This window comes from Bradyrhizobium sp. USDA 4506, assembly GCF_054058795.1.
In genome coordinates this window covers 7,560,336-7,575,191 of sequence record NZ_JBSSBM010000002.1, presented here as the reverse complement: position 1 = coordinate 7,575,191, position 14,856 = coordinate 7,560,336, and the positions used below count along the sequence as shown (strand labels likewise).

The following is a 14,856-nucleotide window of genomic DNA, read 5'->3' as shown; positions in this document are numbered from 1 at the left end:
CGAGGCCGCATGCCACTTCCGCGGCCAAAGCAGCCACGAATGAAAAGGGCCACCGTTTTGGGTGGCCCTTTTGCTTATTTCTTGAGGTTGGCGGCAAACAGCTTGGCGGCTTCGGCCTTGGATTCCTGATCGGCCTTGGCATCGTATCTGAGCGGCAAATTGAACTTCTTGCCGAGCTCGGTGGCTTCGGGGTTGGTGAATGCGTGCACCGCACCGGGATACTCGACGATCCGGTAATCGGCCTTCGCCGTGTCGAAATCCTTCTTCAGCGCATCATACTGCTCGCGCTTCACGAACGGGTCGTCGGCGCCGTTCAGGATCAGGATTTTCGCCTTGACGGTGCCCGGCGCCGGTGCGGGCGTGTTGAGACCGAGCGATGCGTGGAAGCCCGCGACGGCGGCAAGATCGGCGCCAGTGCGCGCCATGTTCAGCACCACCGCGCCGCCGAAGCAGTAACCGACGGCGCCGATCCGCTGCGGATTGACCGAGGCCTGCTTGGCGAGTTGCTCGCGCGCGGCATTGAAGCGCTGCTCCATCACCTTCGGGTTCTTCATCACCGAGCCCGAGAGCGCGCCGGCATCCTTCGGGTTGTCGGCAGTCTTGGCGTCGCCGTACATATCCGCGATGAAGGCCACGTAGCCCTGCTCCGCGAACTTCCGCGCCTCGTTATGGATATGCGGGGTGATGCCCCACCATTCGTGCACCATGACGATGCCGGGCCGCTTGGCCTGGGTCGCGTCGTCATAGACGACGAAGCCCTTCATCGTGGTCTCGCCGTCGGTATAGGTGACCGGCTCTTCCTTGACCGCTGCGTGTGCGCTCGCGACCATCGCGATGGCGCAGAGTGCTCCCACTATGTTCGTTATGATCGTTCGCATGCTGACCTCCTGCGGGTTTGGCACGACGCGACATTGGCATACCAGCGAATCCTGCGCTAGGCTTGGAAAGCGGAGCCGCTTCGCTCGCCGGCTGCGCATCATCTCCCGAGCGCGCGGGCGTCCGGCCCGCGGCCGAGCGCGCCAACATTTCTGTCGGTTGCTGATCTGTGAACGATGTTGCGTCAAGGTCAGCGCGTCGCCGTTGCTGAGCTTGTCGCGCTATCGATGAACGCAACCAGCGTGCCCTTCGCGACACCGGCCGCGACGCGCTGCGCGTCCCAGTTGGTGAGCCGGACGCAGCCGTGGGACTCCGCCTTGGAGACCTTGCCGGGATCGGGCGTGCCGTGAATGCCATAGCCTTCGCCCGAGAGGTTGATCCAGACCACACCGACCGGGTTGTTCGGACCGGGCCTGATCGTGAACGGCGTCTTCGATCTGACGCCCTTGAACGCGTATTCCGGATTGTAGCGATAGGTCGGGTTCTTGTTGATCGCTGTCACCTTCAGCGTTCCGCTCGGCGTCGGCTTCTCCGCGCTGCCGACCGTCGCAGGATAGAAGCCGAGCAGCTTGCCTGCTGCATCGAACGTGCTGAGCGCCTGCCGCGTCTTGTCGACCTCGACGCGCGCGACTTGCGGCGGTTTTCCGGCATCGGCGACGTTCGCAACCGCAATGGTCTCGCCGGCCTTGTCGAACGTCTGTCCCGGATTGAGCGCCTGAAGCAGCGCCTCGCTCATGTGGAATTTTTCGGCGAGCGCTTCGCGTGGACTGGTGTAGCCCAGCGCCGGCAAGCTCTTCATGCTCTCCATCTTCGCGGGGATCCTCTTCGCGAACGGCCCCTTCACGTCGGCGTCGACGATCGTGTAGCTGACGATCGCAGGCCCCTCGCTGGCGGCTGTGAGCCCGCTCCAGAGCTCCGGCGTCACCGTCTTGTCGAAGGACAATCCATTCGCCTCGGCAAACGCCCTGAGTGCCTTCTGCGCGTTGTCGCCCAGCTTGCCGTCGATCTCGCCGGGAGAAAAATGCGCGCGGTCGAGCAGGATCTCGAGCCTGGCAATGAAGGCGCTGAGCTGATGACGGTCCGGCAATTTTGCCGGCGGCGCGGCCACGTCGTTGATCGCGGCCGCATCGAGACCCGCGCCCACCGCCGGCGCGGCCGACACGAGCAAAAGTGCAATCGCAAAACGTGCAACGGAAAACGATCGGAACATCGTGCATCCCACCGTGATCATCTTCCGTAAAGCTACGGAAAGCGTCGAAGTTCCAATGCGAACAGCGGCGAAGTTCCGCGGCGGAACAGCTGATTTCGCGGCTTCGCCGCAATCGACCCGCTAAAAAGTCGTGATCCGAAGTGCATTTGCGCGCAACTCCCATCACAATTAAGGTCTCTGGAGGCAAATGCGATTTGTCGTCGCGGCGCTTGCCGCGTTTCTTGTCTTGATGCTCGATTTCGATCGTTCGCCCGGCTCGGTCAATGCCTCAACCCAAGCCCCGACATTCTCGCGCGACGCGACATCCGACGCCGTTCCGTTTGCCGCGCGCTTTATCGAAAGCGCTGATGCCAGCGAGGCACCCGCTGCGACGGACGCGGACAGGACGCCCGCGCCTGCGGCACAGCCGAGCGATGCCGCGGCCGAGTCACAGCTGTCCGCGATCGACAAGTTCTGCCATAGCCTGAAGGACGCGGCGCAGGCGAGCGAAATCCCCGTTGCGTTCTTTGCGCGGCTGATCTGGCAGGAGAGCCGCTTTCGCTCGAACGAGATCAGCCATGCCGGTGCGCAGGGCGTTGCGCAGTTCATGCCGGAGACGGCGGCCGAAGTCGGGCTCGACGATCCCTTCGATCCGCTGCAGGCGTTGCCCGCATCCGCAAGACTGCTGCGCAAGCTGCGCGACGATTTCGGCAATCTCGGCCTGGCGGCGGCCGCCTACAATGCCGGCAGCGGCCGCGTCCAGAAATGGCTCGCCCGGCAGAGCGAGCTGCCGCGCGAGACCCGCGACTATGTCCGGATCATCACCGGCACCAAGGCGGAGGACTGGGTCGAGCATGCCGAGACGCTCGCCATCCGCATCGACTTGCCGGGCGAAGCGCCGTGCGAAGGCATAGGCGGCCTCTCGAAGGCGAAGGATGTCGCCTTCGTCGCGGCGTCGCCGGCGTCCGCGGTGACGACGATCATCCGCAAGGCCGAGGCCGCGCGAGAGGCGGCAAGGTCGGTCGCCGGCCGCGCGCGCAAGCGGCTCGCGCTGCTGCTCGGGAAGAGCTCGCCGGGCGCGGCCCGGCTCGGCAAGGCGCGCCCGACCGTCGTCGCCGCCAAAACGAAATCCGGCAAGACCCGCGCCATTCACGTGGCCTCGCGGGTGCGCTCGTCGAGCTGAGGTCGCGTCACGACGCGTGCACTGCCGCAAGCGTGGGCCGGCCACATTTCCGCTCAGGAAACTGAGCGCACTGGTGTATGTTGCCGGTCGTTTTGAGATCGGTTTGCTTGCAATTTTCATTTCCCAGTGGGCGTTGTCATGACGTTGATCGATGGTTTGGGTTATCTGGCGTCGGCGCTTGTGTTGCTGACGTTCTGCATGAGTACGATGTTGAGCCTGCGCGCTGTCGCGATATTTAGCAATTTGGCATTCATCAGCTATGGATTGGGCGACCGGATCTACCCGGTGCTCATCCTGCATATCATTCTGCTGCCGCTGAACGTGGTGTTGCTGTTCCAGATGGTTCGGCTGCTTCGGAAAGCGAAGCGTGCTGCAGCGACGGACCTTTCTCCGAACTGGCTGCAGCCGTTCATGCAGCCGAAGCATCTCAAGGCGGGAGAAACGATCTTCAGGAAGGGCGACGACGCCGACCTGCTGTACATGGTCGTGTCCGGCGAGGTCAGGTTTCCCGAGATCGATCGCGGGGTATCGGCGGGTGAACTGTTCGGCGAGATCGGGCTGTTTTCGCTCGAGCGCCGCCGCACGCAAACCGCTCAAGCCGCGACCGATGTAGATCTGCTCTGGATCAGCGACAGCGCACTGAGGAAGCTGTGCGAGCGCAACCCGGGACTGTCGCTGTATTTCCTGCGCTTGACGGCGACGAGGATGACGGAAAACGCGGCCCGCGCGATCGGGGTCGGTGCGGCGGCGCCCAATCCGGCGTAGAGCGCGCCGCCTCGCTTGCCGGCGTTACGGCGCGGACGACGCCGCAAGGCTCGGCAGCGGCGCAAACTGCATCTCTGCAACGGCCGAACCGGCATATGCACTGGCGATCAGGATCATGACTCGAATGGCGACGAACATGGTGCCTCCTCAGTCTTGTTGTTGGTCTCTCAATGCCAGAGACTTCTTTCCCGCCGGTGAGGAAAGCTGGTTGCCGCAACCTTGAAGGCATTGGTAAGCGGGCCGTTTACGCAAGCCTCTGTTCATGAGTTGGGAACCGTATCGGCCGATCGACCGGAGCGCTAAACGCGCGGTTCACCGTCGCCGGGCATTGTCCGCCTCAATCAAGAAGGCGCAAGCACAATGCCGATTTCCAGGACGATCCTTGTTGTCGTATCGATTTTTCTTGCCGGTTTGTACGTCTACGACAGCTGCCGCAGTGATGGGCTCTCGATGCCGGTTTCGGTAAACGAAGTCCTTGCACGGCGCTGGCCGGAACCGGACGCGTTTCATCCGGCGGCAGCCCCTGTGTCCGCGGCCGCCGGCAACGTGACGCCGGCCGCGCGCGTTAGGGAAACGTTTGCGATGTTCATCCCCAAAGATGCGCGACGCCATCCGATGCAGCGCAGCCTTTAGCGGCCTCGGGTCAGCCCAGCGATGCGCCGGCCTTGGCGCGGCTTATTCCGAGCGTCACGATGCGCTGCAGGAGATCCGGATAGTCCAGTCCGTCATGCCCGGCGGCCGTCGCGAACTCCTGGCTCTTGGCGATTTCGGGATTGGGATTGGCTTCGATGAAATACGGAACGCCATTGGTCGACAGGCGGAAGTCGATGCGCGCATAGCCATCGAGCCCCAGCGTCCGGTAGATGCGCTTCGCCAGCCGTTGAATATGGGCGGATAGCTCCGGCGTGAGATCCTCGGCCGGGCCGTCGACAATCCCGACTCGCTCCTGATAGCTGGTATCGTGCTTGACCTTTTCGGTGGCGATCTGGCGCGCAGCGGGGCCGCCCATGCTGCCGAATTTCAGCTCCCACACCGGCAGCACCCGCAGCCGGTTGTTGCCGAGCACGCCGACATAGAGCTCGCGTCCCTCGATGAACTGCTCGGCGATCGCGGCCGTTCCGATCCGCTCATGGATGAAGGCGACGCGCTCGGCGAGCTTCTCGTCGGTATCGACGATCGACGCCTGCGAGATGCCGAGCGATCCATCGCTGCTCAGGCTCTTGACGATCAGCGGCAGCTCGAGACGCGGCGGCCGCTTGACCTTGCGGCGCATCGGAAACACCGCGAAGGCCGGCACCGGAATCCGGCGATGGTGCACCAGCGTCTTGGACAGATCCTTGCCGCGCGCCAGGATCAGGCCGCGCGGGTTGCACCCGGTATAGGCGATCTTCATCAGCTCGAGATAGCTTGCGATGTGCTGGTCGTACACGACGTCGTAGTGAAACTCCTCCAGCAGCGTGAACACGACGTGCGGTTTGAAGCCCTCGATCTCATCGCGCACCGGCTTGATTTCCTCCTGCACGCCGAGCGGACGAACCTCATGGCCGGCCGCGCGCAGGGTGCTGACGACGTCGTATTCCGTCTTCCACTCGTTGATCTCCCGCGCGCTGTATCCATCGCTGGAGTCGGGCGGCACACAATCCGGGTGCATCAGCACCAGAATGCGAAGCTGTTTCATAGCGCGATCCATTTCCGGCGCGACGGGCCGAACAGCGCGTGCATGGTCTTGGCGGTCAGCAAAATGGTGAAGTTTGTCACGAGCTTCTGCTCGGGGCCGACGGCACGCAGATTGAGCTCGCGGCAGCGCGAGATCATATCATCGAGCACGGCATCGAGCGTCAACTGGTTCTCGCCGGTCCACCGCGCCACCAGCTGCCTGATCTGGGCGCGGTGCCGCCTGATGAAGGCCGCGGCCGGCGGACGCCGATAATGCCGCGGATCGGCGGAGAACAGCTTGGAGAGATCGCGGTCGTAGGTCTTCGGCGGAGTGAAAGCGTAGAATGCCTGCTTCTTCCTGTAGTGCTCGGCGAGCGTTTGCTTGAGCGTATGCAGCGGATCGACCCGCTCGCGCGTCGGGAGCAGCGGCCGCTTGCCGGCGATCTCGCCCATCAGCTCGTCGACATATTCGAGCTTCTTCAGCGCGGGCCAGCCGGCATAGCGCGTCCGCCAGTTCGAGCGCGGCCGCAGCCACACCGCGAAGGTCTCGGCGAAGTCCTCGTCCGGATGGCTCTGCGCGTACCAGAGCCGAAGGTGCTGGACATAATTGCGGCTGGCCGGATTGGGCCGGTAGTAGCGCGGGTAGTGCTGCGACGACGGACCGAACAGCTGCTGCCAGCGCCGGCGGCGCTGCAGCTGGTAGCCGTGCTGCACGGCGTGCCCCGCCTCGTGGCGAAGAATGGCCATGCACTCGGACCACGAGGCGCCCTCGACGTCGAGCATCATCTTCTTCTCGAGCTTCATCAGGCGGGGATGGGCGAGGTAGAACGGGATCGCGATGCCGGGCACATCGGCCGGGCTGAACCATTCGCTCGAGATCCATGTGTGCGGCCGCAACCGGATGCCGCGCTCCTCGAGCTCCTCATAGAGCGTATTCACACAATCGGCGAGCCAGGTGCCCTCGACGGCAACCCTCAGGCGGTTGAGCGGTTGCGCGAGCAACTGCTCGTCCGTCAGCTTTTCCCAGGCAAATTTGCGGCGCGGCATAGGCTTCCAAAGTCTAAAACAAATCGGACTCTGGATGGTGTCATAGGTTGCCGCCGGCAACAACCGCCGGGCCTTCGCGGCGAGCCTCCGGCCAATGCCGGCATCGGGCCGGCCCGAGTGTCCGCCTTGCGCGGCGGGCAGCGCGCCGAGCCCGATTCGCCGGCTCAAGGCGACGCTCATCTGGCGTCCTAAGGCTTGACCCAGCGTTGCACGGCCGCGGCGGTGTCGGCCGGCCTGGTGTTGAAGCAGATGGCGGCATCGGGGGCGAGCCGGTGCACCAGATTGAGGATCGTCTCGAACAGCAAGAGCCGTTCCGGCAGCTCGCGCAGCCCGGCACCGATCACGACGCAGTCGTAGCGGCGCGCGTTGAGGGCCGCCGCCGTCACGGCTTCCGCCGTATCGCCGAGGTCGATCAGGCAGCTCTCGACGTCGTAGCCGAGCGTCCGCAGGCCCTCGATCTGCGCGTCGAGATAGCTGCGTACCAGTTCGGGCGTGAACTGCGGCATGACGGACAGATCGACGAAGGTAGGGTCGAGGCCGATCGCCAGCACGGATGGCTTCGTCATGGTGGCAGTTCCCGGTCCGAGAGAATTTCGTCCGAGCATGCCGCAGGTTTGAGTCGAAATCGCGGACACGACGACCCGCAGCAACCTTGTGAAGCCCGGGTGAGCGAAGCGACACCCGGGGTCGCTCGTGGCAAAGACCCGCATGTCGCTTCGCTCATGCGGGCTACGTGGTTTCGCTCCGCCGGAATCGCGGAGCCGTCAGCGGCAGCCATGATCCTGCGCGGCACGCGCGGCGATCGCGGCGCGTCGCTTGAGGAACTCACGCTCGCGCGAATTGCCGGCCAATGCGGCGGCGGCCTCGAACGCGGCATGCGCCTCCGCGAAACGGCTCAGCTTATGCAGCAGATCGCCGCGCACGCTCGGCAGCAGATGATAGGATTTCAGCGCCGGCTCATCCGCGAGACCGTCGACGATCGCGAGCGCGGCCAGCGCCCCCTCGGCCATGCCGATCGCAACTGCGCGGTTGAGCTCGATCACGGGAGAATCCAACAGCGCGGCGAGATCGCCGTACAGCGCGGCGATGCGGCGCCAGTCGGTCGCGTCAGGGGTGCCGGCCTCGGCGTGGCAGGCGGCGATCGCGGCCTGCAGCACATAGAAGCCGCCGGCGCCGCCGAGCTCGCGGGCGCGCGCCAGCGCGAGCTGCCCGCGGCGGATCTGCAGGCGATCCCACCGCGCACGGTTCTGGTCCATCAGCAGGATCGGCTCACCGGACGCATCGATGCGCGCCGCCATCCGCGAGGCGTTGAACTCCATCAGCGCCAGCAGGCCGTGCGCCTCCGGCTCCGATGGTGCGATCGAGGTCAGCACGCGGCCCATGCGCAGCGCCTCGTTGCAGAGCTGCGGCCGCAGCCATTCGTCGCCGCTTGCCGCGGTATAGCCCTCGTTGAAGATGAGGTAGACGACCTCGAGCACGGAGGCGAGCCGCTCGGACAGCTCCTCGCCGCGCGGCGTCTCGTAGGCAAGGCCCGACTCCGACAATGTGCGCTTGGCGCGCACGATGCGCTGGGCGATGGTCGCCTCCGCCTGCAGGAAAGCGCGCGCGATCTCCTCGGTGGTGAGGCCGCAGATCATCCGAAGCGCCAGCGCGGCGCGCGCCTCCCGCGACAGGCGCGGATGGCAGGCGGTGAAGATCAGCCGCAGCAATTCGTCACCGATATCGTCGTCGAGCGCGGCATCGAAGTCGGGCATGGTCTCCTGCTCCCGCGCCAGGTCGTGCGCGATCACGCCGTGCTTCTCGGCCAGCATGCGATTGCGGCGCAGATGGTCGAGCGCGCGGCGTTTGGCCGTCGCCATCAGCCAGGCACCGGGCTTTTCCGGCACGCCATCGGCCGGCCAATGCTCGAGCGCGGCGACCAGCGCTTCCTGGGTCAGGTCCTCGGCGAGCGGCACGTCGCGCAGCATCCGCGACAGGCTGGTGATCAGCCGCGGCTGCTCGATGCGCCACACCGCAAGAATCGTGGCCTGGATGTCGGCGGCCGTCATCGCCGCCGACCTGAATTCTCGTCTTGACGCGTTGTCTTCACGCGAACCGGCGTCCACTTCGCTTGCGAACGCCCTGTTCGCGCGGCGCATCAGGCGCAGGCGGACACATCGACCTGACAACCGCCGTCGGCGCCCGGGGTGGCGAACGGGCGAACCTCACAGGTTCCCTCCCAACCCGGCATATGCTCCTTGTGCAGCTGCATGAACTCCACGGCGGCGGCGACCGCCTCTTCCTTGTTGCGGAGCTCGAAGATCGCATAGCCGCCGATCATCTCCTTGGTCTCAACGAAGGGCCCGTCGACCACGTTGAGCTTGCCGTCGGTGATGCGGACCTGGGCGCCCATCGCGACCGGCAACAGCCCGCCGGTGTCGATCATGCGGCCCGCCTTGATTTCCCGCTCGGCAAGCCTGCCCATCGCCTCCATCAGAGCCGGCGTCGGCGGGCCCGGGGGCTGCGCGGAGGTGACGATATACATGAAGCGCATCGGAAAACTCCTGTTGGGCGAGACGCGGCGATGATCGCCGCAAGACCGGCTCGCTATCGGGAACGACGATCCGGGAGGAGGTGAATCGACATGGGAAAGGGAATTTTTTTCGGGCAGAAGCAGATCGTACCGGCCCCATCGTCGTCCCTGCGAAAGCACGGACGACACGGAGCTTGTGGCAATCCCGTAGCCCGGGTGAGCGAAGCGATACCCGGGGAATGCACCGGCGAAATCCCGCATATCGCTTGCGCTCATGCGGGCTACGAAGCCAGCACCCGATCTACTGCTCCCGCAGCATGATCAGCGGGTCGGCGCTGTCGGGGACGCGGCGCCACTGAGCATTGTCGTCGGCCTCGAACTGCCAGGTCTCGCCCTTGGCCGACATCAGGATCATCTGGCCGTGATCGAGCCGCCACATGGTCGGGTTGAAGGCCGCGACCGCGGGATCGCATTTGCCTTTCAGGAACACCTGGAAATTGTCGTTGCCGGCGTCGGTGTTGGTCAGCACCAGCGTGCAGATCGCCTGGCCGTTGCCGCGGACCATCGACCAGTCGCCGATCATCTGGTCCATCGATTTGGCGAGCGAGCGCGCCGCGGCAAGGTTTTGCAGGATGTAGACGCCCTCGTTCGTGCGCATGCCTTCGAAGATGCCGGTCTCGACCTCGGTGAAATCGATCACGGTCTCGCCGGCGGCATTATGCAGCCGCACGATGTCGCCGAGGCCCTTGATGCTCCAGCCGGTGATGTCCTTGGTGAAGGGCAGCGCGGCGGCGCAGGCGGGCTCGAGCTCGAGCTTGAAGCCTTGCGGCGCCGTATCGCCCTTCAGCGTCACGACGCAGGTCTTGCTGCGCTCGGTGGTGGCGAGCTCCCACTGCCCGATCATGTCCTTCTTCAACGTCGTGACGTCCTGCGCCGCTGCCGGACCGCACGCGGCCAGCAGCAGACACAGCACGGCGTTGAAGCGGGACAACGACATCAGCGATCCTTGACCGGCGTTTCGGCAACCGGCGTCAGCGGCGGCTTGCCGGCGAACCAGTTCTTGATGTTGTCGACCACGAGCTGGTCCATCGCGTTGCGCGTCACCACCGAGGCCGAACCGATATGCGGCAGCAGCACGACGTTCTGCATCGCCTTCAACTCGTCGGGCACGTTCGGCTCGGCCGCGAACACGTCGAGACCGGCGGCCAGGATGGTGCCGGACTTCAGCGCCGCGACCAGCGCCGGCTCGTCGACCACCGAGCCGCGCGCGACATTGATCAGCACGCCGCGGGGGCCGAGCGCCTTCAGAACGTCGGCATTGATCATCTTCGCGGTCGAGGCGCCGCCCGGCACGATGACGATCAAGGTGTCGACCGCCTTCGCCATCTCGATCAGATCGGGATAGTGCTTGTAGGAGACGTCCTTGGACGGATTGCGTGAGTGATAGGACACCGGCACCCGCGACGCATCGAGCCGGCGTCCGATCGCCTGGCCGATCCGGCCCATGCCGACGATGCCGATCTTGCGGTCGCGCAGCGAGCCGACGCTGAGCGGATAATTCTGGGTCTGCCACAGCCCGGAGCGCACATAGCGGTCGGCCTTGACGAACTCGCGCAACGTCGCGATCAACAGGCCCATCGCGACATCGGCGACCTCCTCGGTCAGCACGTCGGGCGTATTGGTGACCACGATATTGTGATCGCGCGCATAGGCAGAATCGACGTGGTCGTAGCCGACGCCGAAGCTGCCGACGATCTCGAGCTTCGGAAACATCGCCAGCGCGGTCTTGTCGGTCGCCATCGTGTGATAGGTGACGGCGATGCCGCGGATCTTCGCCAGCGTATCGGGCGTCAGCCGCTCGAGGTCGCCGCGGCTCTCGGCACGGTGCAGCACGTATTGATCGGGAAAGCCGTTTTCGAGGATTGGCCGGATCGGTCCATAGATCAACAGATCGATCTTTTCGGAAGAAATCGGGGCCATCAACTGTCCTTTCCTAACGCGCTTTCATGCCAACGCCGCAACAACAAATGCGAAACTAGCGCCAGCAACCCATAAATGACAATCCCGGCCAGCGATAGCAGTAGAAGTGCTGCGAACATGCGGGGAATATTCAGCCGGTAGCCTGATTCAGCGATCCGGAAGGCGAGACCCGAGCCGGCGCCGGCGCTGCCCGCTGCGATCTCCGCGACCACGGCGCCGATCAGCGACAGCCCGCCGGCGATGCGCAGACCGCCGAGGATATAGGGCAGCGCCGCGGGCAGCTTCAGGAACAGCAGCGTCTGCAGTTGTGAGGCGCCATAAAGTTGAAACAATCCGGCGAGGTTGCGATCCACCGAATTGAGGCCGAGCGTCGTGTTCGACAGCACCGGAAAGAACGCCACGATCCAGGCGCAGACGATCACCGCGGTCTGCTGCTGCAAATAGATCAGGAGCAGCGGCGCGATCGCGATAACGGGCGTAACCTGCAGCACCACGGCATAGGGAAACAGCGAATACTCCAGCCATTTCGACTGGTTGAACAATAGCGCCAGCACGATGCCGCCGACTGCCGCGGCAACGAAGCCTTCGAGCGTGGTCAGGAGCGTGACGCCGAGCGATTGCGACAGGATAGGCCAGTCCGCAACCAGCGTCTTCAGCACCAATAGCGGGCTCGGCAGCACGTAAGGTTGGATGCCATAGCCGCGGACGATGGCTTCCCAGAGCAGGACGCCAGCGGCGAACACCGCAAGCGGCAGCAGAAAACGGACGAGGTCCTGCGGAGATTTCATGCGCCCGCCTGCCCTGCATACGATGGCGCCAGCGCGCTGGAGACCTCGCGGCAGAACGCGGCGTATTCGGCCGAGGTGCGGAACTCCTCGCCGCGCGGTTCCGGCGAGGTGATGCGAAACTCCGCGCCGATCCGGCCCGGGCGCGCGGTCATCACGATCACGCGCTCGGAAAGATAGACCGACTCGAACACGGAGTGCGTCACGAAGATGACGGTCTTGTGCAGGGTGCGCCACAGCGACAGCAGGTCGTTGTTGAGGCGAAACCGCGTGATCTCGTCGAGCGCCGCGAACGGCTCGTCCATCAAGAGGACATCCGGATCGGTGACCAGCGCGCGCGCCAGCGACACCCGCATCTTCATGCCGCCGGACAGTTCGCGCGGATAGGCGTCGGCGAACTCCACAAGCCCGACCTGATCCAGCGCCGCATCGATGCGCGCATCGGCGTCGGTCGCAGGCAGCCGGGCAAGCTTCAGCGGCAGGCGGACATTGTCGCGCACGGTAGCCCACGGCATCAGGGTCGGCTCCTGAAATACGAAGCCGATGCGGTGGCTGCCGCGCTGCTCCGCGCCATGATGCGAGACCTCGACCGTGCCGGCGCTTGGCGTGGCGAGACCTGCAATGAGCCGCAGCGCGGTGGACTTGCCGCAACCGGAGGGCCCGAGTAGCGAGACGAACTCGCCGCGCCTCACGTCGAGGTCGAGCGGCCCGAGTGCCCTCACGCCGCTGTCATAGGTCTTGCTGACGCCGCGCAGGCGCACAGCCGACGCTGCATCAGATCCAGACAACGCAGGCTCCGCCATCGCCCGTCCGCACCCGTCAGTTCTTCGGCCGGAGCTCGGCGCCGACCGCCTTGTTGACGAAGCGCAGCGTGTAGCCCTGGCGATAGTCGATAGCGCTCTTGACCACGCCGGCGCGCACCATCTTGTCGAAGAAGCTCGCCATCCGCTCATCGGTCATGGCGCCGATGCCGTTCTTGATGGAATCGCCGGAATCGACGATGCCGTGCTCGCGCATCTTGGCGACGCAATAGGAGAGCAGCTCGTCGTTCATGTCGGGATTGAGCTTCTTGATCATCGCATTGCCGGCCGAGTTGTCACCGTAGACGTAGTGGTACCAGCCGACGATCGAGGCATCGACGAAGCGCTGCACGAGGTCAGGCTTCTTGTCGACCAGGTCGCGGCGGGTCTCGATCAGCGTCGAGTAGGAGTTGAAGCCGTAATCGGCGAGCAGCAGCACGTTCGGCTTGAAGCCGGCGGCTTTCTCGACCGCGAAGGGCTCCGAGGTGACGTAGCCCTGCATCGCGGTCTGCTTGTTCACGATGAAGGGCTGCGGGTTGAAGGTGTAGGGCTTCACCTTGTTCTCGTCGAAACCGTATTCGGACTTCAGCCACTGGAAGTAGCTGGTGATGCCCTCCTTCGAAATCAAAAGCGTGAGCGGCTTCAGATCCTCGATCTTTGCGACCTTGACCTCGGGATGGGTCAGGAAGACTTGGGGGTCCTTCTGGAACATGGCGGCGACAGCGACCAGCGGCACGTTGTTGGTGACGGCGTCGAAGGTCTGCAGCGAGTTCGCGCTCATGAAGAAGTCGAGCTTGCCCGCGATCAGCAGCATCCGGTTGTTCTCGTTGGGACCGCCCGGCACGATGGTGACGTCGAGGCCGTATTTCTTGTAGGTGCCGTCGGCGAGCGCCTGGAAGAAACCGCCATGCTCGCCCTCGGCGACCCAATTGGTGCCGAACGAGACTTTGTCGAGGGTCTGCGCCCGCGCCGGGGCAAACGCCGCGGCGACGCAAAACGCGGCGGTCAGAAGGCTTGTGGTTAACGCTCGCAGCAAAAAGGCCGGGATCATGGTTGGACTCCGTCGATCATTATGGCCCATGATGGAAGGCGGGAAGACGTGGACCGCGCCCGGAGACGCGAACCCGTTATGATGTTAAACAAACTAGCCTGCAAATCCATCCCGTGAAACGCTTGTATTGAAACGACCGGCTTGATGACTTCTCAGCTTCCGCCCCGCGACTGGACCGCCATCCACTGGCCCGATATCGCCAGGGATACGGCCGCGCGCTGGATCGCGGTGCTGCCACTGGCCGCGACCGAGCAGCACGGGCCGCATCTGCCGCTCGGAACCGACGTCATGATCGGCGAGGCCTATCTTTCGCGGGTGCGAGAGTTGCTGCCCGCGACCACTCCCGCCACGTTCCTGCCGTTGCAGCCAGTCGGCATCTCAACCGAGCACATCGATTTTCCGGGTACCTTGACCTTGCCGACCAACTTGGCGCTGAAGAGCTGGATGGCACTCGGCGAGAGCGTGGCGCGCGCAGGCGTCAGGAAGCTCGTGATCGTGACCAGCCATGGCGGCAATTCCGCCGCGATGCAGCTGGTGGCGCAGGATCTGCGCGCGCACCATCAGATGCTGGTGGTGACCACGAGCTGGTCGCGCTTCGGCGCGCCCGACGGGCTGTTCGACGCCGGCGAATTACGCCACGGCATCCATGGCGGCGCGGTCGAGACCTCGATCATGCTGGCGAAATATCCGCACGCCGTGCGCAAGGATGCGATCGCGGACTTCAAGCCGGCCAGCGTGCGGATCGAGAAGGATCATCGCTTTCTGTCGACGCAGCGGCCGGCGCCGTTCGCCTGGCAGGCGCAGGACCTCAATCCGAGCGGCGCGATCGGCGATGCGACCAAGGCCTCGGCCGAGAAGGGCGAGAAGCTGATCGAGCACGGCGCGCGCGCGTTCTGCGAGCTGCTCGCCGATGTCGACAGGTTCGATCCCGGCGTATTTCGCGGCAAATGACCGCGATTGCTTCGTCCTGACAAGCGCGACGAAACAATTCGCGAAACCATATTTCCGCCCC

16 protein-coding genes are annotated in these 14,856 nt (G+C 64.7%); 4 read left to right on the top strand and 12 right to left on the bottom strand.

The genetic code is table 11. The annotated features are described in order from the left end of the window. Nucleotides 1-74: 74 nt before the first annotated feature. Both ACVIHF_RS37715 and ACVIHF_RS37710 read right to left on the bottom strand, forming a co-directional pair. Entirely contained in the window at nucleotides 75-878 is an 804-nt protein-coding gene (locus tag ACVIHF_RS37715) for a dienelactone hydrolase family protein (RefSeq protein WP_456793508.1), read from the bottom strand. 188 nt (nucleotides 879-1,066) lie between these two features. Further along, nucleotides 1,067-2,086 (bottom strand): L,D-transpeptidase family protein, encoded by a 1,020-nt coding sequence (locus tag ACVIHF_RS37710; protein ID WP_456793507.1) that lies wholly within the window; start codon nucleotides 2,084-2,086, stop codon nucleotides 1,067-1,069. Nucleotides 2,087-2,273: 187 nt separating this feature from the next. Between ACVIHF_RS37710 and ACVIHF_RS37705 the strand changes: the two genes are divergently transcribed. The 3 genes from ACVIHF_RS37705 to ACVIHF_RS37695 all read left to right on the top strand — a co-directional run bounded on the left by ACVIHF_RS37705 (nucleotide 2,274) and on the right by ACVIHF_RS37695 (nucleotide 4,646). Continuing rightward, nucleotides 2,274-3,248 (top strand): lytic transglycosylase domain-containing protein, encoded by a 975-nt coding sequence (locus ACVIHF_RS37705; protein WP_456793506.1) that lies wholly within the window; start codon nucleotides 2,274-2,276, stop codon nucleotides 3,246-3,248. A gap of 138 nt (nucleotides 3,249-3,386) precedes the next feature. Beyond that, entirely contained in the window at nucleotides 3,387-4,013 is a 627-nt protein-coding gene (locus ACVIHF_RS37700; RefSeq protein WP_310880801.1) for a Crp/Fnr family transcriptional regulator, read from the top strand. 360 nt (nucleotides 4,014-4,373) lie between these two features. Further along, nucleotides 4,374-4,646, top strand: a complete 273-nt coding sequence (locus ACVIHF_RS37695; protein ID WP_456793505.1) for a hypothetical protein — start codon at nucleotides 4,374-4,376, stop codon at nucleotides 4,644-4,646. A gap of 10 nt (nucleotides 4,647-4,656) precedes the next feature. On the opposite strand, the gene ACVIHF_RS37690 is transcribed toward ACVIHF_RS37695, so the two are convergent. From ACVIHF_RS37690 to ACVIHF_RS37645, 10 genes are all read right to left on the bottom strand, one after another. Next, nucleotides 4,657-5,691 carry a D-alanine--D-alanine ligase family protein gene (locus ACVIHF_RS37690; RefSeq protein ID WP_050382451.1) on the bottom strand — a complete coding sequence of 345 codons (1,035 nt, stop codon included), beginning with the start codon at nucleotides 5,689-5,691 and terminating at the stop codon, nucleotides 4,657-4,659. Then, a complete protein-coding gene (locus tag ACVIHF_RS37685; RefSeq protein ID WP_253605020.1) occupies nucleotides 5,688-6,896 on the bottom strand; it encodes a putative zinc-binding metallopeptidase in 1,209 nt (402 codons plus the stop codon). Before ACVIHF_RS37685 ends, ACVIHF_RS37690 begins: the two co-directional genes overlap by 4 nt. Nucleotides 6,897-6,904: 8 nt before the next feature. Next, nucleotides 6,905-7,282, bottom strand: coding sequence for a hypothetical protein (locus ACVIHF_RS37680; protein WP_456793504.1), 378 nt, complete (start codon nucleotides 7,280-7,282; stop codon nucleotides 6,905-6,907). Between the two features lie 198 nt (nucleotides 7,283-7,480). Further along, a complete protein-coding gene (locus ACVIHF_RS37675; protein WP_456793503.1) occupies nucleotides 7,481-8,764 on the bottom strand; it encodes an RNA polymerase sigma factor in 1,284 nt (427 codons plus the stop codon). An 89-nt stretch (nucleotides 8,765-8,853) separates the two neighbouring features. Further along, nucleotides 8,854-9,249 (bottom strand): YciI family protein, encoded by a 396-nt coding sequence (locus ACVIHF_RS37670; protein ID WP_057020112.1) that lies wholly within the window; start codon nucleotides 9,247-9,249, stop codon nucleotides 8,854-8,856. Nucleotides 9,250-9,529: 280 nt separating this feature from the next. Continuing rightward, on the bottom strand, nucleotides 9,530-10,225 hold the full coding sequence (locus ACVIHF_RS37665) for an AprI/Inh family metalloprotease inhibitor (RefSeq protein ID WP_253638002.1): 696 nt from the start codon (nucleotides 10,223-10,225) through the stop codon (nucleotides 9,530-9,532). Beyond that, nucleotides 10,225-11,208 (bottom strand): 2-hydroxyacid dehydrogenase, encoded by a 984-nt coding sequence (locus ACVIHF_RS37660; protein WP_092083215.1) that lies wholly within the window; start codon nucleotides 11,206-11,208, stop codon nucleotides 10,225-10,227. Before ACVIHF_RS37660 ends, ACVIHF_RS37665 begins: the two co-directional genes overlap by 1 nt. Further along, nucleotides 11,208-11,996 (bottom strand): ABC transporter permease, encoded by a 789-nt coding sequence (locus ACVIHF_RS37655; RefSeq protein ID WP_310880799.1) that lies wholly within the window; start codon nucleotides 11,994-11,996, stop codon nucleotides 11,208-11,210. Before ACVIHF_RS37655 ends, ACVIHF_RS37660 begins: the two co-directional genes overlap by 1 nt. Then, nucleotides 11,993-12,796: an ABC transporter ATP-binding protein gene (locus ACVIHF_RS37650; protein WP_375166708.1), complete on the bottom strand. Its 804-nt coding sequence runs from the start codon at nucleotides 12,794-12,796 to the stop codon at nucleotides 11,993-11,995. The genes ACVIHF_RS37655 and ACVIHF_RS37650 overlap by 4 nt, the downstream gene beginning before the upstream one ends. A gap of 16 nt (nucleotides 12,797-12,812) precedes the next feature. Beyond that, entirely contained in the window at nucleotides 12,813-13,844 is a 1,032-nt protein-coding gene (locus ACVIHF_RS37645; protein WP_456793502.1) for an ABC transporter substrate-binding protein, read from the bottom strand. 144 nt (nucleotides 13,845-13,988) lie between these two features. Between ACVIHF_RS37645 and ACVIHF_RS37640 the strand changes: the two genes are divergently transcribed. Then, complete coding sequence (locus ACVIHF_RS37640) at nucleotides 13,989-14,795, top strand: creatininase family protein (protein ID WP_456793501.1); 807 nt, start codon at nucleotides 13,989-13,991, stop codon at nucleotides 14,793-14,795. Nucleotides 14,796-14,856 lie beyond the last annotated feature (61 nt).

What these genes read in the sequence shown, in the direction of transcription:
- ACVIHF_RS37715 (WP_456793508.1), bottom strand. Translation starts at nt 878, where the DNA reads ATGCGAACGATCATAACGAACATAGTGGGAGCACTCTGCGCCATCGCG.
- ACVIHF_RS37710 (WP_456793507.1), bottom strand. Translation starts at nt 2,086, where the DNA reads ATGTTCCGATCGTTTTCCGTTGCACGTTTTGCGATTGCACTTTTGCTC.
- ACVIHF_RS37705 (WP_456793506.1), top strand. Translation starts at nt 2,274, where the DNA reads ATGCGATTTGTCGTCGCGGCGCTTGCCGCGTTTCTTGTCTTGATGCTC.
- ACVIHF_RS37700 (WP_310880801.1), top strand. Translation starts at nt 3,387, where the DNA reads ATGACGTTGATCGATGGTTTGGGTTATCTGGCGTCGGCGCTTGTGTTG.
- ACVIHF_RS37695 (WP_456793505.1), top strand. Translation starts at nt 4,374, where the DNA reads ATGCCGATTTCCAGGACGATCCTTGTTGTCGTATCGATTTTTCTTGCC.
- ACVIHF_RS37690 (WP_050382451.1), bottom strand. Translation starts at nt 5,691, where the DNA reads ATGAAACAGCTTCGCATTCTGGTGCTGATGCACCCGGATTGTGTGCCG.
- ACVIHF_RS37685 (WP_253605020.1), bottom strand. Translation starts at nt 6,896, where the DNA reads ATGAGCGTCGCCTTGAGCCGGCGAATCGGGCTCGGCGCGCTGCCCGCC.
- ACVIHF_RS37680 (WP_456793504.1), bottom strand. Translation starts at nt 7,282, where the DNA reads ATGACGAAGCCATCCGTGCTGGCGATCGGCCTCGACCCTACCTTCGTC.
- ACVIHF_RS37675 (WP_456793503.1), bottom strand. Translation starts at nt 8,764, where the DNA reads ATGACGGCCGCCGACATCCAGGCCACGATTCTTGCGGTGTGGCGCATC.
- ACVIHF_RS37670 (WP_057020112.1), bottom strand. Translation starts at nt 9,249, where the DNA reads ATGCGCTTCATGTATATCGTCACCTCCGCGCAGCCCCCGGGCCCGCCG.
- ACVIHF_RS37665 (WP_253638002.1), bottom strand. Translation starts at nt 10,225, where the DNA reads ATGTCGTTGTCCCGCTTCAACGCCGTGCTGTGTCTGCTGCTGGCCGCG.
- ACVIHF_RS37660 (WP_092083215.1), bottom strand. Translation starts at nt 11,208, where the DNA reads ATGGCCCCGATTTCTTCCGAAAAGATCGATCTGTTGATCTATGGACCG.
- ACVIHF_RS37655 (WP_310880799.1), bottom strand. Translation starts at nt 11,996, where the DNA reads ATGAAATCTCCGCAGGACCTCGTCCGTTTTCTGCTGCCGCTTGCGGTG.
- ACVIHF_RS37650 (WP_375166708.1), bottom strand. Translation starts at nt 12,796, where the DNA reads ATGGCGGAGCCTGCGTTGTCTGGATCTGATGCAGCGTCGGCTGTGCGC.
- ACVIHF_RS37645 (WP_456793502.1), bottom strand. Translation starts at nt 13,844, where the DNA reads ATGATCCCGGCCTTTTTGCTGCGAGCGTTAACCACAAGCCTTCTGACC.
- ACVIHF_RS37640 (WP_456793501.1), top strand. Translation starts at nt 13,989, where the DNA reads ATGACTTCTCAGCTTCCGCCCCGCGACTGGACCGCCATCCACTGGCCC.